Here is a 21,845-nt window from a genome sequence, read left to right as displayed (position 1 = left end):
TACTGCACTTTTGTGGGTGTGGGAGAGTAGGTTATTGCCGCTTTATTATTCAATAGCCCCGGCTTCGCCGGGGCTATTTTTGTTTGGGGAGGCCGTTAGGCCTCCCCATTTGTCTTTAACATCCCATCAGTACGGGTGCACGGAAGGTGCTCTCTATACTAGAATGGTATGGCTTATGTTTAGGCATTAGCGGGTGTATCTAAAGCACCCCTCATAGAGTTGATGCCTCAGGCAGCGGTTCGCCCGAATCGACTGCATACCCTACCCGCCCACACTGGCGGATACCTCCCAAGGAGATTCATGTCTGAGACCCCCCGTCACGAGTCTAACGGCTCCGGCCCCCGCCAGCACCGCAAGAACAGCGGAGGAAAGGACTTCCGCTCCAAGAAGGGCGGCAAGAACTTTGGCGGCAAGGGCGGTTTCAAGCGTAACGACCGCGGAGGCAAGAAGTTCGACGGCCGTCGCTCCGACTCCCGATCCAAGGCACCTCGCTCCAACGGTCCCGAGGCAGAAGCACCTCGCGAAGAAGTACGCAGCATCGGTGGCCGTGCAGGCTATCGCCCCGCAAAGCCCAAGGCGCCGGAAATTGACGATGACATCACCGGTCGCGAGCTGGACGGCGCGACCTTCCGTCAGCTGCGCGCCCTGGAACCTCGCAACGCAGAAACCGTCGCAAAGCACCTCGCCATGGCTGGTCGCTACCTCGACATCGATCCCGAATTCGCGCTGGAACACGCCGTTGCTGCATCCCGCAGTGCAGGCCGTATTGCCGCAGTACGCGAAGCCGTTGGCGTCGCCGCATACGTTGCAGAAGACTTCGAACTGGCACTGCGCGAACTGCGCACCCACCGCCGTATTAGCGGCTCCGTAGACCACCTGGCACTGCTGGTGGACTGCGAACGCGCGCTCGGCCGCCTGCCCAAGGCAATGGAAATGATTGCAGAATTCAAGAAGGAAGAACTGCCCGCTAACGTGCGCGTAGAGCTCGCCATCGTTGAATCCGGTATCCTCAGCGATCAGGGCAAGAAGTCCGAGGCCGTCGTAGCGCTGCAGATTCCTCAGCTGAACCCCAAGCGCGCCTTCGAGTACAGCCCCCGTCTGTTCAGCGCATACTCCGACGCGCTGGCTAACGCAGGCCGTAACCAGGAAGCAGAACGCTGGGCACGCCTCGCATTCATGGCAGAAGCAGCACTGGGCCAGGGCAATTTCGCAGAACCCGAAATCTTCGACATGTTCGGTGAAGCTGGCCTCTTCGAGCAGGAAGAGAAGTCCGTAGAACTCACTGAGACCGCAGAAGAAGCTGAAGAGACCGCTGAAGCTTCCGCAGAAGAGGAAGCAATCGAAACTGCAGAAGAAGTAGCTGAGGACGAGAAGACCGAAGCTCCCAAGACTGAAGAAGCAGAAGAAACCTCCGCAGAATAAGACTGCAGAGAATCTAAGAATTCTAAATACGTGACCTAAGTGTCAGCGTGAAACCGCTGGACGCCACACCCAAGCAGGGGAGAGCGTCCAGCGGTTTTCCATATAATCGCCCGAAGGCGACAACGCTAGAGTGTCTAACAGGTACGATTAATAGCGACAACCGCCAGAGACCCCGAGAGGAACACTCTATGACCACGAACGCACTCCTATCCCGCTACGATGCCCTCCTCTCCGATCTGGACGGTGTAGTCTACGCGGGTCCCTTCGCCATCGAAGGTGCACCCGAAGCGCTCAACCGCGCCGAAGAAGAACTCAATGTACCGGTCATCTTCGTCACCAACAACGCATCGCGCTCCGTAGAATCCGTAGCAGAGCACCTGCGTGAACTGGGCGTGCACACCCGAGCAGAACGAGTCGTCAGCTCCGCACAGGCAGGCGCCGCACTGCTCGCACAGCACGTACCCGCAGGCTCCAAAGTACTCATCACCGGCACCGAAGCACTCGCCGACTGTGTGCGCGACGCAGGCCTCGAAACCGTACGCAAGGAAGAAGAAGGCCCCGTAGCCGTCATCCAGGGTTTCGACCCCAAGATCGGCTGGGAAGACCTCGCGGAAGCCGCCTACACCCTCGCAAACCCCGACATCCTCTGGATTGCAACCAACACCGACCAGAGCATCCCCAAGGAACGAGGCCAGGCACCCGGCAACGGAACCCTCGTAGCAGCCGTAGCAAGCGCAACCCGCCGCACCCCGCTCGTCGCGGGCAAGCCCGAAGCGCCCATCTTCCACACCGCAGCGCAGGCAGTAAACTCCAGCCGCCCCGTCATTGTGGGTGACCGCCTGGACACCGACATTCTCGGTGCCAACAACGCAAAGATGGACGGTGCCCTCGTCCTCACCGGCGTACAGACCTACCAGGACGTCATCGAGGCAGTACCGAATCAGCGTCCGACCTATATTCTGCGCACCCTCGAGGACTTCTTCGCACCCTACCCCGAAATTGAGGTGCTCTACGAAGGCTACGAAGTCACCGCAACCGGCCCCACCTGGCAGGCACGAGTCCGCGGTGAAAACCTGAGCCTGACCGGCCCCGAGGTTGAAGACGCCGAAGCATTCGCAGGCAGCGAGAGTGAAGCCGAAGCATGGCGCGTAGCCTGCGCAGCATGGTGGGCAGCAAACCCCGAGCAGGCAGCACGCCCCAACATTCAGGGGATTCCCGGTGCCTAAGGACCAGGACACTAACAACAAAGCGGAGGAAACCGCTGAGCTTGACGCAGAATTCGAGCGCCAACTCGCGGTGACCCTCGCCATGGACCCTGTAGAGCGCGTCAAGCGCCTCGAAACGATGAGCGAGCAACTGGAAAAGGACCTCGAAAACCTCTCCTAGCTCGCGGCGGTGAACCCTCAGACAGCAAAGCTCTGAGGGTTCACCTGCACTAGATAACCCGTCGCCAGACAACGACAGAAAGAAGATAAGGACACGTGCGCCTCGATAAATACCTGGTCGAAGCCGGATTCGTGAGCTCCCGAACCCTCGCCGCAAAGCTTATTGCCGCCGGGGACGTGCAGGTCAACGGCAAGGCCGCGCGCAAGGCATCTATGATCGTGGGCCCGGAGGACACCCTCTACGTGCGCCAGAGCGAGCTGACTGAATACGTCAGCCGCGCAGGTCACAAGCTCGCCGGTGCCCTCGATGCATTCCCCGATATCGAGGTGGAAGGCAAACGTTGCCTGGACGCGGGAGCATCCACCGGAGGCTTTACCGACGTACTGCTTCGCCGAGGCGCCGCCCATGTGGCTGCCGTGGACGTGGGACACGGACAGCTTGTAGACGCGCTACGTGAAGAACCGCGAGTTGGCGTGTACGAAGGACTCAACGTCCGCTACATGAAGCCCGAAGATATTGGCGGGCAGGTCGAACTGACGGTTTCTGACCTCTCGTTCATCTCGCTGACCCTGGTTATGGAGGCGCTAGCGAACGCCACCGAAACCGGCGGCGACCTGGTGCTCATGGTCAAGCCGCAGTTCGAGGTCGGCAAGCACCGCATCGGACGTGGGGGGGTGGTGCACGAAGAATCCGCCCGCCGTGAAGCAGTAGAAAAAGTTCAGGCATCTGCGGTCAGCCACGGATTGCGTGTGATGGGTATGGAACCCAGCCCGCTCCCCGGACAGGACGGCAACGTAGAGTACTTCCTATGGTGCAAAAAATAAAGGGTCTTCGGAATATATAGTGGAATTACTTTCTTAATAGTTTAAAAACAACTGGTGTTTAAATCGGATTTTCTGGTGGGATGTTAGGATAATCAATAGTATTATATAAAAGTATCAATCACATACGAGTGATACTTTGGGAAAAAAATAAAATAGTCCAATTTACTTGACCGTGTACTATGGTACATGGTTTATAATATTCAGGGGGTGAAATAAGATGATTTATCGCATTAGTGAGTTTGCAGATAAATGTGGAGTTAATAAAGAAACGATCAGATATTACGAGCGAAAAAATTTATTACAAGAACCTCACCGAACGGAAGCTGGTTATCGGATATATTCATATGATGACGTTAAGCGTGTTGGGTTTATTAAACGAATACAGGAACTTGGTTTCTCTTTAAGCGAGATTTATAAATTACTTGGTGTTGTAGATAAAGATGAAGTTCGTTGTCAAGATATGTTCGAATTTGTTTCTAAAAAACAAAAGGAAGTGCAAAAACAAATAGAGGATTTAAAACGAATTGAAACTATGTTATAATAGAAACATTAACAAACGAAAGGAGCTTTTTTATGAATAAATTTAAGGTAAACATTTCAGGAATGACTTGTACGGGTTGTGAAAAACACGTAGAATCAGCACTTGAAAAGATAGGTGCTAAAAATATTGAGTCTAGTTATCGTCGTGGTGAAGCAGTATTTGAACTGCCCGATGATATTGAGGTTGAAAGTGCAATAAAGGCGATTGATGAAGCAAATTACCAAGCCGGAGAAATTGAAGAAGTATCATCACTAGAAAACGTGGCGTTAATTAATGAAGGCAATTATGACCTTCTTATTATTGGTTCTGGTGCTGCTGCCTTTTCTTCGGCAATTAAAGCTATAGAATACGGTGCAAAAGTTGGAATGATTGAGCGTGGAACGGTTGGGGGAACCTGTGTGAATATTGGCTGTGTTCCGTCAAAAACTCTTCTTAGGGCAGGGGAAATCAATCATTTATCAAAAGACAATCCGTTTATAGGTTTACAAACATCCGCTGGAGAAGTGGATTTAGCTAGTTTAATCACGCAAAAGGATAAATTGGTGAGCGAACTTCGGAATCAAAAATATATGGATTTAATTGATGAATATAATTTTGATTTAATTAAAGGTGAAGCAAAATTCGTTGATGCTAGTACGGTTGAGGTCAATGGGACAAAGTTATCTGCAAAACGCTTTTTAATTGCAACAGGTGCATCGCCTTCGTTGCCCCAAATTTCAGGACTTGAAAAAATGGACTATTTAACTAGTACAACACTTCTTGAGTTAAAGAAAATACCAAAACGATTAACTGTAATTGGTTCAGGATACATTGGAATGGAGCTTGGACAACTATTTCATCATTTAGGTTCAGAAATAACGCTTATGCAAAGAAGTGAGCGACTTTTAAAGGAGTATGATCCTGAGATTTCAGAGTCAGTTGAAAAAGCGTTAATTGAACAGGGTATAAACCTTGTCAAAGGGGCAACTTTTGAGCGTGTTGAACAAAGTGGAGAGATAAAAAGGGTTTACGTAACAGTAAATGGCAGTAGAGAAGTCATTGAATCAGATCAGTTACTTGTTGCCACTGGAAGAAAACCAAATACGGATTCTTTAAATTTAAGTGCAGCAGGTGTTGAAACTGGAAAAAATAATGAAATCCTGATCAATGATTTTGGTCAAACAAGTAATGAAAAGATTTATGCAGCAGGAGATGTGACTTTAGGACCACAATTTGTATATGTAGCAGCCTATGAAGGTGGAATTATTACTGATAATGCTATTGGTGGATTAAACAAAAAAATAGATTTATCGGTAGTTCCTGCTGTTACGTTTACGAATCCGACGGTTGCAACGGTTGGTTTAACAGAAGAACAAGCAAAAGAGAAAGGGTATGATGTGAAGACATCTGTATTACCTTTAGATGCTGTTCCAAGAGCAATTGTAAACCGTGAAACAACCGGTGTATTTAAACTAGTAGCAGATGCAGAAACACTAAAAGTATTAGGGGTTCATATTGTATCTGAAAATGCAGGAGATGTCATCTATGCAGCATCATTAGCTGTTAAATTTGGCTTAACGATAGAAGATTTAACAGAAACCCTAGCACCATATTTAACAATGGCTGAAGGGCTAAAATTAGTTGCACTTACGTTCGATAAAGATATTTCGAAATTATCTTGTTGTGCAGGCTAAGGGAACTTTTTTACAACTCCCTATTCAACGGTGTCGAAAGTAAATATAGTGCCGAAAATAAATAGTGCTAAGGCAGTCTGAGAGAAACCGCTCGGTAACGCAGGACGCGTTGAGGGCGGGGCTTTCTCAGGCTGCCGCGCTATTCGCAGGTATTTTTTACAGGTATTTTAGAGATACCCCAGCTGTACGCTATTCGAAATAATTTTCTAAAAATATAGCTCTTTAGAAAATCTTCGAGAACATATTCGGTATGATAGGTGTAGGTATACCATCTCAACATCCCGATCTCAACACCCGATGGGAGAGAGTCGTTATGGCAAAACAGGAAAGTCGTGTAACGCGAGATTTTGACCTCTCGCAGTTGCCCACAATCAGCGCGCGCCATGGTTCCGAAGACTTGGTGGGGCAACGTCACCGTAAGATTCTCGTCTTCGCCCACGTGGGGCGCAAAGAAGCACGAGATGCCGCCCGACAGGCATGCACCCAGCTCTACGAAGAGGGACTCGCACCCGTCATGACTCGCTCCGATTTGGAGACCCTGAGTGAAAACTGGGACGAGCCCGTCCCCGTGCAGGTCGTCCACGAATCCGTGGCGCTCATCGATATTGAACTCGGCGTGGTGCTCGGTGGTGACGGTTCGATTCTTCGCGCCGCAGAAATGGTGCGCCGAACCAGTGTTCCGCTCATCGGCGTGAACCTGGGACACGTCGGCTTCCTCGCCGAATCCGAAGAGAGCGACCTGACCGAAACCGTTCGCTGCATCGTCAACAACGAATACACCGTTGAAGAACGCATGGCAATCGACGTGGAAGTCTGGAACGACGGCAAGCGCGTGCACAGCGACTGGGCGCTGAACGAAGCCAGTGTCGAAAAGGGCAACCGCGAAAAAATGATTGAAGTCATTATCGAGGTGGACTGCCGCCCGCTCAGCAGCTTTGGCTGCGACGGCGTGGTCATGGGAACCCCCACCGGCTCGACCGCCTACGCTTTCTCCGGCGGCGGCCCGGTCGTCTGGCCCGAAGTTGAAGCAATTCTCATGGTGCCGCTCTCGGCTCACGCGCTCTTCGCGCGCCCGCTGGTAGCAGCGCCGACCTCCACCCTGGCGGTAGAAATGATGCCCGGAAACGGCGCCTCCGGCGTGCTCTGGTGCGATGGCCGCCGAACCGTAGAGCTGGACCCCGGCTCCCGTATTGAGGTGCGACGCTCCGAAAAGTCGGTGCTGCTCGCCCGTATCCACCCGGCTCCCTTCTCTGAGCGACTGGTGCGTAAATTTGAGCTTCCGATCCGTGGCTGGCGTGGCCCGCAGGACACCGAGAAGCACTAAAGAAAAGGAATGAACGTTCGTGATTGAGGAAATCCATATTCGAGACCTCGGCGTCATCACCGATGCGAGGCTCCCCCTCGAACCCGGATTCTCCGTGCTGACCGGTGAAACCGGCGCAGGTAAAACCATGGTCGTCACCGCCCTCGGCATGCTCCTGGGCGCCCGATCCGACGCCTCCAGCGTGCGCAACGGTGCCAAGAGCGCCCTCGCCGAAGCCGTGATTCGCCTGCCCCACGGGCACCGCGCCCTCGAGCTTGCCGAAGAAGCCGGCGGCACCGCCGAAGACATCGACGAACAGACCTCCGAGCTGCTTCTGGCACGCACCGTCAACGCCTCGGGACGCTCCCGCGCCCACGTCGGCGGTTGCTCTGCACCCATCGGAACCCTGTCTCAGATTGGTCAGACTCTTGTTGCAGTCCACGGCCAGTCCGATCAGCTGCGCCTCAAATCAGCGGCAGAGCAGCGCCAGTCCCTCGACCTGTACGCCGGCGAAGAGCTCTCCAACCTGCTGGAGAAGTATCGCGAAAACTACGAGCGATACCGCGCCGCCGCCGCAGAGCTGAAGGAAGTACGCGAAAACTCGCGCGCACGAGCCCTCGAAGCGCAGACCCTGCAGGGCGCCCTCGAAGAAATCAGCGCCGTCAACCCTCAGGCCGGGGAAGAAGAAGAGCTCAAATCCGAAATGGTGAAGCTCATGAACGTTGAAGCGCTACGCATTGCCTCGGCAACCGCCTCCGCAGCGCTCAGCGGTAGCGAATACTCTACCGGTGATGAGCAGAGCGTCATGAGCCTGCTCGATGCAAGCCGCTCCGCGCTACAGGCGCAGGCAGACGCTGATGAAGAGCTTGCCTCCCTCGCGGCGCGCGTCAACGAATTGTTGATTCTTGCCACCGATATCTCCTCGGATTTGTCCTCCTACATGGCCTCCCTGGATGTTGAAGGTCCCGAACGTCTGGCACAGGTGCAGACTCGCCGCGCCCAGCTGGCGACCCTCACCCGCAAGTACGGTGCCGATATTGCCGAGGTTCTCGAATGGGCCGAAGAATCCCGTGCACGCCTTGAGACCCTGGTAGACGACCCGCAGCGACAGGAAACCCTGGAAACCGAACTGGTACAGCTACGTAAGGTGCTCGGCGCCCAGGCAGAAGAGCTGACCGCCCGGCGCCGTGCCGCCGCGCAGAAACTGGCGGATGCCGTCAGTGAGGAGCTTACTGCTCTTGCCATGCCGAACGCCTCCCTGGTCGTGGAGGTTGCCGAAGCTGAAAAGTTCTCGGTGCACGGTCGAGACACCGTGACCTTCATGCTGGCCCCGCACCGAACTGCCGTGCCGCGCCCGCTCGGTAAGGGCGCCTCCGGTGGTGAGCTTTCCCGCGTGATGCTCGCCCTGGAGGTAGTGCTTGCCGAAGTGGATCCCGTGCCCACCTTCATCTTCGATGAGGTGGACTCCGGTGTGGGTGGTAAGGCAGCTATCGAAATCGGTCGCCGCCTTGCCATGCTCGCCCGACACGTGCAGGTTCTGGTGGTCACCCACCTGCCGCAGGTTGCCGCCTTCGCGGACCAGCACATCCTTGTGCTGAAAAATGATGACGCGTCCCTCTCGAAGGTCAAGGTACTTTCCGAAGAGGAACGCGTGGTGGAACTGGCGCGAATGCTCTCCGGGCACGATCAATCAGAATCGGCACGAGAGCACGCCCGCGAGCTGCTGGCAGCCGGTCGAGAAGTGCCGCAGGGGCGCTGAAACTGACGGCAAACCTGCAGGGAAATACATTGGGAAAGTGCTGGCAAAAGCGTCGAAAGATAGCATCTTTCGCACTAAAGACCATCAAAGGGACTGAAGTGCGCGAGCATGCCCCGGAAAGTTGTCAGTACAGCCCAAGCCGGTGACCAACAGTGGTGCATGGAGTGCGGAGGATGTGAGATACTCTGTGCATACTCCTACACCTGCGTCTACACGGCGCGGCGGGAATATTAAAGCCCCCGCTCCGTTTACAGTGGTGATAAGGACAAATAGGGGAGGGAAAACCGCCTGAGAGAATCCTCTCGCGGCAAAACCCTCTGCTTGGATAGCAGACAAGAAAATGGTAGGCTTAAATTCCGTGGTGAATGAAAAAAATAACGCTCTGAACGCGTCCTCTAACGACAAGGTAACCCGCCAGATTTTCGTGACCGGCGGCGTTGCATCTTCTCTCGGTAAGGGCCTGTCGGCCTCTTCCCTCGGTCAGCTTCTTCGCGCACGTGGCCTCTCTGTGACCATGCAGAAGTTCGACCCCTACCTGAACGTCGATCCCGGTACGATGAACCCCTTCCAGCACGGTGAAGTCTTTGTCACCGACGACGGTGCTGAAACCGACCTCGACATCGGACACTACGAGCGCTTCCTGGACGAAAACCTCGACCAGTCCGCTAACGTGACCACCGGCCAGGTCTACTCCTCCGTTATCGCAAAGGAACGCCGCGGCGAATACCTCGGCGACACCGTCCAGGTCATCCCTCACATTACCGACGAAATCAAGGCCCGCATGCGTCACGCAGCGGAAATTGACAACGCACCCGACATCATCATCACCGAAATCGGTGGTACCGTCGGCGATATCGAGTCCCTGCCCTTCATGGAAGCAGCACGCCAGGTACGCCGCGATGTTGGTCGCAAAAACGTCTTCTTCCTGCACGTTTCCCTGGTGCCCTTCATCGGCCCCTCCGGCGAGCTCAAGACCAAGCCGACCCAGCACTCCGTCGCAGCACTGCGCGGCCTGGGCATCCAGCCTGACGGCCTGATTCTGCGCTGTGAGCGTGAGGTCCCCGCATCGCACCGCTCCAAGATCGGTAACGCATGCGACGTGGACACCGACGCAGTCATCTCCTGCGCCGACGCACCCAGCATCTACGACATCCCCAAGACCCTGCACAGCCAGAAGCTCGACGACTACATCCTCGACTACTTCGGCATTGAGGCTCCCGCACCGGACTTCACCCAGTGGGACCGCCTGCTCGACGCAGTGCACCGCCCCGCAGCAGAGGTCAACGTTGGCCTGGTCGGTAAGTACATCGACCTGCCCGACGCATACCTGTCCGTCTCCGAGGCTCTGCGCGCCGGCGGCTTCGCAAACAACGTGAAGGTCAACATCAAGTGGGTTGCAGCCGACCTGTGCGCAACCGACGAAGATGCAGACCACCAGCTGCGCAACATGGACGCAATCCTCGTGCCCGGCGGCTTCGGCATCCGCGGCCTGGACGGCAAGATCGGCGCCCTCAAGTACGCACGCGAGCACAAGATCCCGACCCTGGGCATCTGCCTCGGCCTGCAGTCCATGGTCATCGAGTACGCACGCAACGTACTGGGTCTGACCGAAGCATCCTCCACCGAATTCGATCCGGAAACCTCCGTACCGGTCATCGCAACCATCGAAGAGCAGAAGCAGTTCGTCGAAGGTGCAGGCGACCTGGGCGGCACCATGCGTCTGGGCCTGTACAAGGCAAACCTGGTTCCCGGCTCTCAGGTAGCTAAGGCGTACGGTGCAACCGAGGTTGCAGAGCGTCACCGCCACCGCTACGAGGTGAACAACGAGTACCGCGAGCAGCTTGAAGAAGCAGGCCTGCGTATCTCCGGTACCTCCCCGGACTCCTCGCTGGTCGAGTACGTGGAACTGCCCGCAGAGGCACACCCCTACTACGTGGCAACTCAGGCGCACCCCGAGTACCGCTCGCGTCCGACCCGCCCGCACCCGCTCTTCTCCGGCCTGATTAAGGCTGCTCTGGAGCGCCGCGGCGCCTAACATCCGTGGTACCTAACATCTAGGTACAAACGTTCAGCATCCCGCTCACCCCGCACAGGGGTCAGCGGGATGCTTTCGTTTAAACCCGAACGTGCTTTAAACCGTGCCCGCACCTGACGCGCCAAACGTAGCGGGACTAAGAAGCCGCCTACAATGAAAGAATGAGCAACAACCAGCAGATTATTGATGCACCCTCCGAACGCACCATCCGCACCCGCACCGTGAAGTACAGCGGCTACGTGATCGAAACGACCGTTGAAGAGTACGAACTCAACAAAAACACCGTGCTGACCCGCGACGTCGTGGAAATGCCCGGCGCCGTCGCTGTGGCGGTCCTCAACGACAACAACGAACTGCTGATGCTTAACCAGTACCGCCACCCGGTGCGCATGAACCTCTGGGAAGTACCCGCCGGACTGCTCGACATCGACGGTGAAGACCCCCTGGTCGCCGCGCAGCGCGAACTCGCCGAAGAGGCAGACCTGCAGGCAGACACCTGGAACGCTCTGACCGACTACTTCAGCAGCCCCGGCGCAACCAGCGAAGCAGGCCGCGTCTACCTGGCGCGTAATCTCTCGGAACTGCCCGCTGAAGAACGTAGCGAACGCACCGAAGAAGAAGCCGAAATGACCTACCGCTGGGTGCCCCTCGCAGAGGCAGTGCAGCTGGTGCTGGGCGGAAAGGTTCATAACGCGCTCGCTATCCAGGCGGTACTCGCCACCTACGCGGCTGCGCAGAACAACTTTGAAGGCCTGCGCCCCGCCGAGGGTGGCTGGGAGTTCCACCCCTACATGGGACAGCGCCGCGAAAAGCCGGAGAACTTCCGCAACCACTAAGAACGGAACAGGGGGGCGGGGGAGTAGCCTCGCCTACGGCAAGCCCAAATATCAAGAGGCCCAAACATCAACAGAACCGACAGAGGAGATAGCGTGAAGCAGGCTAAAAGCACGGTGAGCAAGGCGCCCCGCGGCGCGGGTCTGCTCGGCGTAACCTCTTCTGCCGGTTCCTCCGTGCTGGGTTCTTCTGCTCTGGATTCTTCTAGCCTGGGTGCTTCCCACCAGGAGGCACAGACCCCGCTCCAGAAAGCCGTTGACCAGTACCTCATCCACCTGCGCGTGGAACGAGGAAGCAGCGAACACACCATTGCCTCCTACGCGCGCGATTTGCGACGATACAGCACCTACATGGCGACCCTCGGCGTCATCGACCCCGAACGCATCACCACCGCGCAGGTGCGCTCCTTCATGCGGGAACTCGCCGCCCCCACCGTGCCCCTTGCTGGATTCGTTGCCGGATTCGAAGCGGGGGAGAAGGACAACCAGAACGCCCGGGAAGCTCGGGAAGCGCAGGAAGAAGCCGCAGAATCGCTGGCGCTGATGATCGCCTCCGAATCGGGGCGAGGGACAGGAAACGGGCGTGCTGAGAAAGGTCGTGTCGGGCAGCCGGAGAAAGCCGGGGCACCAGAAAAAGAAACGCCAACCGTTGAAGGTTCGCCGAGCCTGCCCCTGCCCTTGGGGTCGAACTCCATCGCCCGCACCATGGCGGCAGTCCGCGGAGCACACGCCTTCTGGGTCTCCGCGCTCATCGTGCCCACCGACCCGGCGGCACCGGTCACCCCGCCCAAGAACGTTAAGCGCCTACCCAAAGCAGTCAGCGTAGAAGACATCCAGCGGCTACTCGCCGTACCTGACCGCGAAACCGCCACTGGGCTACGCAATCGAGCCATCCTCGAATTCCTCTACGCCACCGGCGCGCGTGTGAGCGAAATGCTTAATGTCGATATCGACGACGTGCACTTCGAGGGAACCCTCACCGACGAAGACGGCAACCAGGTCACTCTGCCCGGCTACGTTCGACTCTTCGGTAAGGGAAACAAAGAGCGACTCGTACCCATTGGTAGCTACGCCCAAAAAGCAATCCAAGACTACCTGGTGCGTGCCCGCCCCTCCCTCGTAGCTCACGGTAAAGGCACCGCCGCGCTCTTCGTCAACGGACGAGGCGGCAGACTCGGACGCCAAGGCGCCTGGCTCATCCTCAAAGAAGCCGCCGAAGCCGCCGGGCTCAGCTCCGACTTCTCGCCGCACTCCATGCGCCACAGTTTCGCAACGCACCTGTTGCAGGGCGGAGCCGATATTCGTGTGGTGCAGGAACTGCTCGGGCACGCCTCCATCGCGACCACGCAGGTGTACACGAAGGTCACGCCCGAGGGGCTCATGGAGGTGTACCGCATGGCGCATCCGCGTGCTCACGAGAGGGGATAAAACCCCGTCAATCCGCGGAACAGCCGCTCTTGAGGTAACCTTATAGACAACGCTTAAACTTTAAAACTTCGAATTCATTGATGAAGGTGAACCATTGACTGAAGCTCAGGCTCAAGAACTCGGCCCCACCGGTCGACCCCTGCGCGTATACCCCGACCCGGCTCCGCTGAGCAGCCACGGTCCCGCCCGCATTATCTCTATGGTGAATCAGAAGGGCGGCGTGGGTAAGACCACCTCCACCATTAACCTGGGCGCGGCACTGGCAGAATGCGGCCGTAAGGTGCTGCTGGTCGACTTCGACCCGCAGGGTGCTCTCTCCGCAGGTTTCGGTGCGAACCCGCACGAACTGGACCTGACCGTCTACAACGTCATGATGGACCGCAAGGTCGACATCAAGGACGTCATCCTGCCCACCGGCGTGGAGAACATTGACCTGCTGCCCGCCAACATTGACCTCTCCGCAGCTGAAGTTCAGCTGGTCAACGAAGTGGCTCGCGAGCAGGTTCTCGCCTCGGCACTGCGCAAGGTCCGTGACGAATACGACGTCATCCTCATCGACTGCCAGCCCTCCCTGGGCCTGCTGACCGTCAACGCACTGACCGCCTCCGAAGGCGTCATTATTCCGCTGATTTGTGAGTTCTTCGCACTACGCGCCGTCGCACTGCTGGTCGACTCCATCGAGAAGGTTCAGGATCGACTGAACCCCGACCTCGAAATCTCCGGCGTACTTGCCACCATGTTCGATGCGCGTACCATCCACTCCAAGGAAGTTCTGGCACGCATCGTGGACGCATTCGGCGACAAGGTTTTCGACACTGTCATCAAGCGCACCGTAAAGTTCCCGGACGCATCGGTGTCCGCTGAGCCGATTCTCAGCTACGCCTCCAGCCACCCCGGTGCGGAAGCATACCGCCAGGTGGCACGCGAACTGATCTACAAGGGCGGCGCACGCTAAAGCCCCCACACCTATACGCCCTCTGCTGAGGTGACTCTCACCCTTGAGTCACACCGGCAGAGGGCGTATAATTGTGTGGATTCTAAAGACCCCCGCACACTGCTTACGCCGAAAAGTAGGCGAAGTAAAAGCCGCATCTGAGACGGTACCAACACAGCCGGGGAGAATAAACCTAAGGAGAATAGGTCGTTTATGACCACGAACGTCGCTGCCGTGAGGGTACCGACACCGAACGCAGACACCGCCGCAAACGCCCGGACTGAGGGCCGCGGCCTGCAGAACCCGGGTTTCACCCTCACCCTCAGTAATTTTGAGGGTCCCTTTGACCTTCTACTGACCCTGATTTCGCGCCGCAAACTCGACATTACCGAGGTGGCGCTCGCAGAGGTTACCGACGAGTTCCTCGCATACCTGCACGCCCTCTACGCTGAAGGCACCGAACGCGCACTCGACGAAGCCAGTGAATTTCTGGTCACCGCCGCAACCCTGCTGGAACTCAAAACCGCACGCCTGCTCCCGCAGCATCGTGAACCCCTCGAAGAGGACGTTGCACTGCTGGAGGCGCGCGATCTGCTCTTCGCCCGTCTGTTGCAATACCGTGCCTACCGCGAAGTCGCCGATATTTTTGCTGAACGCTGGGCGCAAGAATCACAGCGTTTTCCCCGTGCGGTAGCCCTCGAAGAACGATTCGCCCAGGCGCTACCCGAGCTGGTTTTCACCGGAGGCGCCGAAGAGTTCGCCCGCATCGCCGCAACAGCGCTGAGTCGAACCCCCAAAGAGCCCGAACCGGAACCCGAAGAAATCGTTGAAGAACTCAACGAGCACCTGCACGTTCCGCTAACCACCATCGCGGCTGAAGAACACTACATTCTGCACAGCCTGCTCGATACCGCGGCGCGGGAGCTGAGCTTCGCCGAACTGGTTCAAGGATCCGGCGAACTAGAAATCGCGGTGGTTCGTTTTCTCGCCCTGCTCGAGCTCTACAAAGAAGGCGCCCTGCACGTGGAACAGGACACACCGCTCGGAGCCATTCGGGTACGTGCGAGCGCGAGCGCTGCACAGTTCGTGATTCGCGAAGCAACAGACACTCAGGATGCGCATGAAATCGGTGAAGCGTCTGAATCACCCGAAGTGAACGAATCTGAAGCTAACACGGAACCGGTAGAGGAGGATTATGAGTATTCACGGCTCACGCTTTGACCGTGAATTCACCCCTGATGACCTTGCCATCGTGAACATGGGCTACTGGGATCCGAACGCGGATGAGGATTCGGAACAGGCTGACTCGGCGCCGGTAGAGGTAGCAGAGACGGTAGAGACTGAGAGCTCAAAGCCTGCTGAGGCGGACGCTGAGCCTGCTGATTACGAGGTAGCAGCAGCCCCTCTGGGCACTGAGGTTGCCGAAAAAGCTGAGGACGCTGAAACGGTAGAGGACTCCGATAATTCCGAAATCCCTGAGGAATCGCAGGAAACTGCGCCCCGCGAGTCGAAGAAACCGGAAGCGAAATCGGTAGCGAAATCGGCAAAGATTCCGGCGGGAGGCCCCTCCACCGCACCCAGTGTGGCGGTCGATGCCGAAGCCGAATTTTCCAAGGTCGAGGCAATCCCCGGTGGCGTCAAAAGCGCCATCGAGGCAATCCTCGCCGTTGCCGAAGCGCCCGTGAGCGTGCGTGAACTCTCCGCCGCTCTCATCGTCAGCGAACGCGCTGTTGAGCACGCGCTCGACCAGTTGTACCGCGAGTACAACGGCGAAGAAAGCGGCTACGGAGAAGACGAAAACCGGGTGGCGCCCGAACCGCGCGGATTCCAGCTGCGGAACATCGCAGGAGGCTGGAAGCTCTACGCCCGCGACGACTTCGCCCCCTGGGTGGCACGCTTCGTGACCCGCTCCAAGAGCGCGACGCTGAGCAAGCCCGCCTACGAGACGCTCGCCGTGATTGCCTACCAGCAGCCGGTGACCAGGGCGAGGGTAGCCTCCATTCGAGGCGTAAACGCGGACGCGGCAATCCGTCAGCTACTGCAACGGCAGCTGATTCGTGAGGCTGGTCGTGAATCCGGAAGCGGCGCGACCCTCTACGAAACCACGGAGCTGCTACTGGTGAAGCTCGGGTTGAACTCCCTGGAGGAGCTGCCGGCGCTTGCGCCCTTCCTGCCCGACGACACGGAAGCCGCAGTGCTTGCCGAGGGCAACGACTAAGACAACGAATCAATAAGACGAAGGAACGTTCGGGAAAAGCCTGAAACGTTCGCACTATACGACAGAAAAGAGAAGAACACCATGGCATATGGAAACTCCTCCCGCGGCGGCCGCTCTGCATCCGGTCGCCCCCAGAACTCCCGCGGTGGCCGTCCCGGCGCTGCTCGTCCCGGTCAGGGCGGTAAGCCCGGCGCTAAGGGCGCATCCGCACGCGGCGGTCGTCCCGGCGCACCGAAGAGTGGCGCAGGCAAGGGCGGCGCAAAGGGCTTCGGCGAGAAGAAGTTCGGTGACAAGAAGTTTGGCGAGAAGAAGTTCGGCGCAGGCCGCGCAGGTTCCGGCCGAGGCCGCGGCACCGAACTGCCCAAGCGCGAACGCCGCGCACCGGGCCGCCCCTACCGCTCCGGCGAAGCCTTCGCAAACGAGCGCGGCGAATACCGCGTCAGCAACTACGCTGGCCCGCACCGCCCCCGCCGCCCCCGCAACGCCCCGGTAGACCACTACGAGTTCTACGACCACGACGGCGTGCGCCTGCAGAAGCTGCTGGCTCAGGCCGGTGTGGCATCCCGCCGCGTCTGCGAAGAAATGATTACCGAAGGCCGCGTTACCGTCAACGGTGAAGTCGTGACCGAGCTGGGTGTGCGCGTGGACCCCTCCAAGGTAACCGTGCAGGTGGACGGCATGACCGTTCAGACCAACGACAAGCTCGTCTACATGGCATTCAACAAGCCCGCCGGCGTGGTCTCCACCATGGAAGACCCCGAAGGTCGCCCCTGCATCTCCGACTTCCTGCGTTCCTCCATGAGCGAGCGCGTATTCCACGTGGGCCGCCTGGACGTCGAAACCGAAGGTCTGCTGCTGCTGACCAACGACGGCGAACTGGCGAACCGCCTCACCCACCCCTCCTACGAGGTGCCCAAGACCTACCTGGTGCAGGTTCCCGGCCCCATGGAGCCCGGCGTCGGCGCAGCCATGAAGAAGGGTATTCGCCTGGAAGACGGCGTGACCCGCGTGGACGAGTTCAAGCTGGTGGACTCCACCCCCGGCCACGTGCTCGTTGAAGTGACCATCCACTCCGGTAAGAACCGTATCGTGCGCCGCCTCTTCGACGCCGTCGGCTACCCGGTCGAGCGCTTGGTCCGCGTTGAAATGGGCCCGATCCGTATCGGTTCGCAGAAGCAGGGTACCGTCCGTAACCTCTCCAAGGTCGAGATCGGTCACCTGCTCGCTTCGGTGGACATGTAATAACGCTAAGGAGTTGTCATGAGCTCGCCCGCTGAGCTTTCCGCATCTGAGCTGCCCATCGACTCAACACTGACCGGACCGGTGCTCATTATCGGCTCGGGTCTGCTGGGTGCCTCCATTGGTTTGGGGTTGCGTGCGGCAGGATGCGAGGACGTGTACGTCCAAGATATTTCACCCACCGCCGAGGCTGTGGCGCAGGATATTGGTGCAGGTACAAGCTTCTCCACCCTGTCGGAGCAGGAGCGCGCCGCCTTCGCCCCGCAGCTGGTGGTGGTGGCGGCGCCTCCGGATAGTGCCGGTGCCGTGTGCGCTCGCGCGTTGAACACCTATGCGCCTCGACCGGAGGCGGGCTACCCCGGCGCCGTGGTGACGGATGTTGCCTCGGTGAAGGTGCAGCCGCTGGCTGATGTGCTTGCTTCGGGTGCGGATGCGTCCCGTTACGTGGGTTCGCATCCGATGGCTGGGCGTGAGAAGTCGGGCCCGGTGGCTGCTCGCGGTGAGCTGTTCCAGGCGCGTCCGTGGATTATCTGCGAGCACGATTCGGTTCGCCCCGAGTGCGTGCGTCTGGTGCGTTCTGTGGCGGTGGAGCTGGGGGCGATTGTGACTTCTCTGAGCGTTGAGGAGCATGATCAGACGGTTGCCCTGATCTCTCATGTGCCGCAGGCGATGAGTTCGCTGTTGGCTTCGCGTCTGCAGGACACTCCGTTGTATGCGCTGTCCCTGGCGGGTCAGGGTTTGCGCGATACGGTGCGTATCGCAGCTTCGGACCCGACGCTGTGGGTGCAGATTTTTGCGGCGAACGCTGACCCGATTGTGCAGACCCTCTACGGGGTGCGTGATGACCTGAACCGCCTCATTGCGACGCTGGAGAACCCGACGGCATCCGGTGCTCGCCTGGATTTGGCGCAGCTGATGAGCGAAGGCAACGCGGGCGTGAGCCGTATTCCGGGTAAGCACGGTACTGCCCCCGCCGCGTTCGCAAAGATGACGGTGCTGGTGGACGACACCCCCGGCACGCTGGCTCGTTTGCTTGCCGAGATTGGTGAGTTGGGTGCGAACCTTGAGGATTTGCGTCTGGAGCACTCGACGGGTGCCCCGGTGGGTATGGCTGAAATCTCGGTCAATCCGTCTATTCATGAGGCGCTGGTCCGCGATTTGTCGGCTCGCGGTTGGCGTGTTGTGAAGTAGAGTTAAAGCTGTATTTTCCGGCATAAAGTTTGAGACGAATTTTAAGGAGTGCTGATGCACGAGAACCCTAAACTGACGATTGCTATTGACGGTCCCTCCGGTTCCGGTAAGTCGTCTGTGTCTAAGGAAGTTGCACGCCACTTTGGCCTGGCGTACCTGGACACCGGTGCAATGTACCGTGCCGCAACCTACCGTGTGCTGGAACTTGGCGTTGACCTGAACGACGCTGAGGCGATCGCGAAGGCTGTCGAGGAGATGCCCCTGGTGTTCGGTACGAACATTAAGGAAGAAGAGATTCTGATGGGCTCGACCGATATCCGTGAGGAGATTCGTAACGAGCGCATTTCTTCGGCCGTTTCTGCGGTGGCTTCGGTTCCGGCGGTTCGTGAGCACCTGATTGGCCTGCAGCGTTGGATGATTAACCACGCTATTAACGGCATGGTCGCTGAGGGCCGCGACATCACCACCGTGGTCGCTCCCGACGCTGATGCGCGCATCCTGCTGACTGCTTCTGAAGAGGTGCGCATGGCGCGCCGCGGCCTGGAGAACGCGGAGAAGTCCGGCGCTTCGGGTGACTTGAGCAAGCAGATCGCTGAGCGTGATGCGAAGGATTCGAAGGTCAATAACTTTATGGAAGCTGCCGAGGGTGTGACCCTGGTGGACAGCTCGGATCTTGATTTTAATGCGACGGTCTCTGCAGTGATTAACGCTGTGAATGACCAGTTGAAGGCGAAGCGCGCGGGCTAGGCCCCGCCGAAACGCTGGGGGAGTGGTGCATCCGCTCCCGAGAAGACGTTGAGCCGCGCTCGCGTGCTGACCCTCGGGTTGGGCGTGGGGCGGGTAGAGAAAGGAATGCGCATGGCTGAGGACGCTATCCGCGACGATTACGAAGATAAGTACCTGGGCGGTGGCGAGGACGACGTTATCGAGCGCCTCGCTGAGATTGATGATGAGACCGCTGATCAGCGTGCTCAGGCTCTTCTTGAGGGTCTTGAGGACTACGACCTGGATGAAGAGGACCGCGCCCTGCTGGGTGCTTGGGGCTTCGACATTGAGGATGAGGAAGAGCAGCTCGCTGATCCGGTAGTGGCGATTGTTGGCCGCCCGAACGTGGGTAAGTCGACCATCATTAACCGTATTCTGGGCCGCCGTGAAGCGGTGGTTGAGGATAAGCCGGGTGTGACTCGTGACCGCGTGTCCTATAAGGCTGAGTGGCTGGGTAAGAGCTTCACCCTGGTTGATACCGGTGGTTGGGAGTCTGACGCTCGCGGTATTGATGCTCAGGTTGCTGAGCAGGCTGAGATTGCTGTGGAGCAGGCCGATGTTGTGGTCCTGGTGGTGGATGCCCGCGTGGGTGTGACCGCTTCGGACGAGCAGATCGTGCGTATGCTACGCCGCGTGAAGAAGCCGATCATTCTGATTGCTAACAAGATTGACGACGCTCACCTGGAGCCGGAGATTTATAACCTCTGGTCGCTGGGTATGGGTCAGCCGTTCCCGGTGTCGGGTCTGCACGGTCGTGGCCTGGCGGATGCTCTGGACGAGATCCTTGAGGTCATGCCGGAGCACTCGCAGTTTGCTCAGCCGGAGGCGCTGGGTGGCCCGCGTCGTGTGGCTCTGGTGGGTCGCCCGAACGTGGGTAAGTCGTCGCTGCTGAATAAGCTGGCTGGTTCTGAGCGTGCCGTGGTGAATGACCTGGCTGGTACGACTCGTGACCCGATTGACGAGATTATTGAGCTGGGCGGCTACCCTTGGCGTTTTGTGGATACCGCGGGTATTCGCCGTCGCCAGCACATGGCTAAGGGTGCGGAGTTCTACTCTTCGCTGCGTACTCAGACTGCTCTGGAGCGCTCTGAGGTTGCCGTGGTGCTGTTGGATGTTTCCGAGCCGATCTCTGAGCAGGATGTGCGTATCGTGCAGACTGTGATTGATTCGGGTCGTGCGATGGTCCTGGCATTCAATAAGTGGGATACCCTCGATGAGGATCGCCGCGACATGCTTGAGCGCGAGATTGAGCGCGACCTGGCGCACGTGCAGTGGGCTCCTCGCGTGAACATTTCGGCGAAGACCGGCTGGCACAAGGACAAGCTGGTGCCCGCCCTGGAGCACTCGCTGGAGTCGTGGGATTCGCGTATTCCGACCGGTCGCCTGAACGCGTTCCTGGGCGAGATTGTTGCCGCGCATCCGCACCCGCTGCGTGGTGGTAAGCAGCCGCGTATTCTCTTCGGTACTCAGGTGTCTTCGCGTCCGCCGAAGTTCGTGCTGTTTACTACCGGTTTCTTGGATCCGGGTTACCGTCGCTTCATTATGCGTCGTCTGCGTGAGACTTTTGATTTCACGGGTACTCCGATTGAGATTTCGATGCGTGTGCGTGAGCGCCGCTCCCTGGGTGAGCGTCAGAGCGCGAAGGCTAAGAAGGGTAAGGGCGGCCGCCGCTAGTAGCGGGGTGTCTGCTTGATGCCGTGTTGCTGGGCTGGGCCCCCACGCGCTGGATCCTGTGCAGAAAATCTGCAAAAAAAGATTTTTAAGATTTTTTCTAAAAATGGGGATTCTGGCTTGCGCGGGGGTTGAAAGCCCGGTATAGTTATTCGAGTGTTCAGGGGAAACCTTGAAAACAATATCGTGAATAACGAATCGGGTTGTGGCGCAGCTTGGTAGCGCACTTGACTGGGGGTCAAGGGGTCGCAGGTTCAAATCCTGTCAACCCGACAGATAAAGCTCCGGAAGGTTTTCCTTCCGGAGCTTTTTTGTGCGTTCTGAGGGGTTTGTTGCGTTTTACGACGCGGATGGAATAGCGCTGTGGTGCGCGTGCTGGCGGGGATGCGAAGGTGCAGGGCGCCTTTTCCCTTGAAATAGCGGGGGAGAGCGGCGTTTGGACGTTCGAACAGCGGCACCTTTAGGTTAGTGTGCAATTATGAGCTTCAATCTAAATGTTGGAATATGCCCGATTTTGTGGGTGACGGGTGGTACATTGGTAAACAAGGAACCGCGTTTTAGGAACCAGAAACTCCAACTTCGATACTGATTTTTCCTTGACAAATCAAGGATTAATTAGGTTT

General features: G+C 57.8%; 17 protein-coding genes, 1 tRNA gene and 1 pseudogene. All 19 read left to right on the top strand.

Annotation, left to right across the window (positions count from 1 at the left end):
- Positions 1–300: 300 nt before the first annotated feature.
- The 19 genes and pseudogenes from HMPREF2749_RS00330 (at position 301) to HMPREF2749_RS00250 (ending at position 21,495) form a co-directional block, all read left to right on the top strand.
- A complete protein-coding gene (locus tag HMPREF2749_RS00330) occupies positions 301–1,422 on the top strand; it encodes a tetratricopeptide repeat protein (protein WP_049356240.1) in 1,122 nt (373 codons plus the stop codon).
- A gap of 188 nt (positions 1,423–1,610) precedes the next feature.
- A complete protein-coding gene (locus tag HMPREF2749_RS00325) occupies positions 1,611–2,648 on the top strand; it encodes an HAD-IIA family hydrolase (protein ID WP_070592942.1) in 1,038 nt (345 codons plus the stop codon).
- On the top strand, positions 2,641–2,808 hold the full coding sequence (locus HMPREF2749_RS00320; protein WP_049353034.1) for a hypothetical protein: 168 nt from the start codon (positions 2,641–2,643) through the stop codon (positions 2,806–2,808). The genes HMPREF2749_RS00325 and HMPREF2749_RS00320 overlap by 8 nt, the downstream gene beginning before the upstream one ends.
- Positions 2,809–2,903: 95 nt before the next feature.
- Positions 2,904–3,632, top strand: coding sequence for a TlyA family RNA methyltransferase (locus HMPREF2749_RS00315; protein WP_049353033.1), 729 nt, complete (start codon positions 2,904–2,906; stop codon positions 3,630–3,632).
- A gap of 217 nt (positions 3,633–3,849) precedes the next feature.
- Positions 3,850–4,170: pseudogene (merR, locus tag HMPREF2749_RS09075) on the top strand (Hg(II)-responsive transcriptional regulator); the annotation flags it as partial.
- Positions 4,171–4,205: 35 nt separating this feature from the next.
- Positions 4,206–5,846: a mercury(II) reductase gene (gene merA / locus HMPREF2749_RS09070; RefSeq protein WP_080977162.1), complete on the top strand. Its 1,641-nt coding sequence runs from the start codon at positions 4,206–4,208 to the stop codon at positions 5,844–5,846.
- Positions 5,847–6,159: 313 nt separating this feature from the next.
- The gene (locus tag HMPREF2749_RS00310) at positions 6,160–7,170 is read left to right on the top strand and encodes an NAD kinase (protein WP_311468411.1); all 1,011 of its coding nucleotides are present in this window, start codon (positions 6,160–6,162) and stop codon (positions 7,168–7,170) included.
- Positions 7,171–7,189: 19 nt separating this feature from the next.
- The gene (gene recN, locus HMPREF2749_RS00305; protein WP_070592940.1) at positions 7,190–8,908 is read left to right on the top strand and encodes a DNA repair protein RecN; all 1,719 of its coding nucleotides are present in this window, start codon (positions 7,190–7,192) and stop codon (positions 8,906–8,908) included.
- A 340-nt stretch (positions 8,909–9,248) separates the two neighbouring features.
- Positions 9,249–10,943 (top strand): CTP synthase, encoded by a 1,695-nt coding sequence (locus tag HMPREF2749_RS00300; protein ID WP_049340813.1) that lies wholly within the window; start codon positions 9,249–9,251, stop codon positions 10,941–10,943.
- 161 nt (positions 10,944–11,104) lie between these two features.
- Positions 11,105–11,779, top strand: a complete 675-nt coding sequence (locus tag HMPREF2749_RS00295) for an NUDIX domain-containing protein (protein WP_049340811.1) — start codon at positions 11,105–11,107, stop codon at positions 11,777–11,779.
- A gap of 93 nt (positions 11,780–11,872) precedes the next feature.
- Positions 11,873–13,204, top strand: a complete 1,332-nt coding sequence (locus HMPREF2749_RS00290; protein ID WP_070592938.1) for a tyrosine recombinase — start codon at positions 11,873–11,875, stop codon at positions 13,202–13,204.
- Between the two features lie 94 nt (positions 13,205–13,298).
- Entirely contained in the window at positions 13,299–14,159 is an 861-nt protein-coding gene (locus tag HMPREF2749_RS00285) for a ParA family protein (RefSeq protein ID WP_005506637.1), read from the top strand.
- Positions 14,160–14,351: 192 nt separating this feature from the next.
- Positions 14,352–15,359: a segregation and condensation protein A gene (locus tag HMPREF2749_RS00280; RefSeq protein WP_070592936.1), complete on the top strand. Its 1,008-nt coding sequence runs from the start codon at positions 14,352–14,354 to the stop codon at positions 15,357–15,359.
- Positions 15,334–16,356: an SMC-Scp complex subunit ScpB gene (gene scpB / locus HMPREF2749_RS00275; RefSeq protein WP_070592934.1), complete on the top strand. Its 1,023-nt coding sequence runs from the start codon at positions 15,334–15,336 to the stop codon at positions 16,354–16,356. The genes HMPREF2749_RS00280 and scpB overlap by 26 nt, the downstream gene beginning before the upstream one ends.
- 81 nt (positions 16,357–16,437) lie before the next feature.
- Entirely contained in the window at positions 16,438–17,598 is a 1,161-nt protein-coding gene (locus tag HMPREF2749_RS00270; RefSeq protein WP_005507699.1) for a pseudouridine synthase, read from the top strand.
- 18 nt (positions 17,599–17,616) lie between these two features.
- Positions 17,617–18,786: a prephenate dehydrogenase gene (locus HMPREF2749_RS00265; RefSeq protein WP_005507700.1), complete on the top strand. Its 1,170-nt coding sequence runs from the start codon at positions 17,617–17,619 to the stop codon at positions 18,784–18,786.
- 54 nt (positions 18,787–18,840) lie between these two features.
- A complete protein-coding gene (gene cmk, locus HMPREF2749_RS00260; protein ID WP_049353026.1) occupies positions 18,841–19,533 on the top strand; it encodes a (d)CMP kinase in 693 nt (230 codons plus the stop codon).
- 111 nt (positions 19,534–19,644) lie between these two features.
- Positions 19,645–21,225, top strand: coding sequence for a ribosome biogenesis GTPase Der (gene der, locus HMPREF2749_RS00255; protein WP_070592932.1), 1,581 nt, complete (start codon positions 19,645–19,647; stop codon positions 21,223–21,225).
- Positions 21,226–21,421: 196 nt separating this feature from the next.
- A tRNA-Pro gene (locus HMPREF2749_RS00250) sits at positions 21,422–21,495 on the top strand.
- The last annotated feature ends 350 nt before the right edge of the window (positions 21,496–21,845 follow it).

The organism is Rothia sp. HMSC075F09, from assembly GCF_001810515.1.
Classification (GTDB): domain Bacteria; phylum Actinomycetota; class Actinomycetes; order Actinomycetales; family Micrococcaceae; genus Rothia.
This window is presented reverse-complemented; position numbering and strand designations above follow the sequence as displayed.

What these genes read in the sequence shown, in the direction of transcription:
- HMPREF2749_RS00310 (WP_311468411.1), top strand. Translation starts at nt 6,160, where the DNA reads ATGGCAAAACAGGAAAGTCGTGTAACGCGAGATTTTGACCTCTCGCAG.
- HMPREF2749_RS00330 (WP_049356240.1), top strand. Translation starts at nt 301, where the DNA reads ATGTCTGAGACCCCCCGTCACGAGTCTAACGGCTCCGGCCCCCGCCAG.
- scpB (WP_070592934.1), top strand. Translation starts at nt 15,334, where the DNA reads ATGAGTATTCACGGCTCACGCTTTGACCGTGAATTCACCCCTGATGAC.
- HMPREF2749_RS00325 (WP_070592942.1), top strand. Translation starts at nt 1,611, where the DNA reads ATGACCACGAACGCACTCCTATCCCGCTACGATGCCCTCCTCTCCGAT.
- HMPREF2749_RS00270 (WP_005507699.1), top strand. Translation starts at nt 16,438, where the DNA reads ATGGCATATGGAAACTCCTCCCGCGGCGGCCGCTCTGCATCCGGTCGC.
- der (WP_070592932.1), top strand. Translation starts at nt 19,645, where the DNA reads ATGGCTGAGGACGCTATCCGCGACGATTACGAAGATAAGTACCTGGGC.
- merA (WP_080977162.1), top strand. Translation starts at nt 4,206, where the DNA reads ATGAATAAATTTAAGGTAAACATTTCAGGAATGACTTGTACGGGTTGT.
- HMPREF2749_RS00265 (WP_005507700.1), top strand. Translation starts at nt 17,617, where the DNA reads ATGAGCTCGCCCGCTGAGCTTTCCGCATCTGAGCTGCCCATCGACTCA.
- cmk (WP_049353026.1), top strand. Translation starts at nt 18,841, where the DNA reads ATGCACGAGAACCCTAAACTGACGATTGCTATTGACGGTCCCTCCGGT.
- HMPREF2749_RS00295 (WP_049340811.1), top strand. Translation starts at nt 11,105, where the DNA reads ATGAGCAACAACCAGCAGATTATTGATGCACCCTCCGAACGCACCATC.
- HMPREF2749_RS00280 (WP_070592936.1), top strand. Translation starts at nt 14,352, where the DNA reads ATGACCACGAACGTCGCTGCCGTGAGGGTACCGACACCGAACGCAGAC.
- HMPREF2749_RS00300 (WP_049340813.1), top strand. Translation starts at nt 9,249, where the DNA reads ATGGTAGGCTTAAATTCCGTGGTGAATGAAAAAAATAACGCTCTGAAC.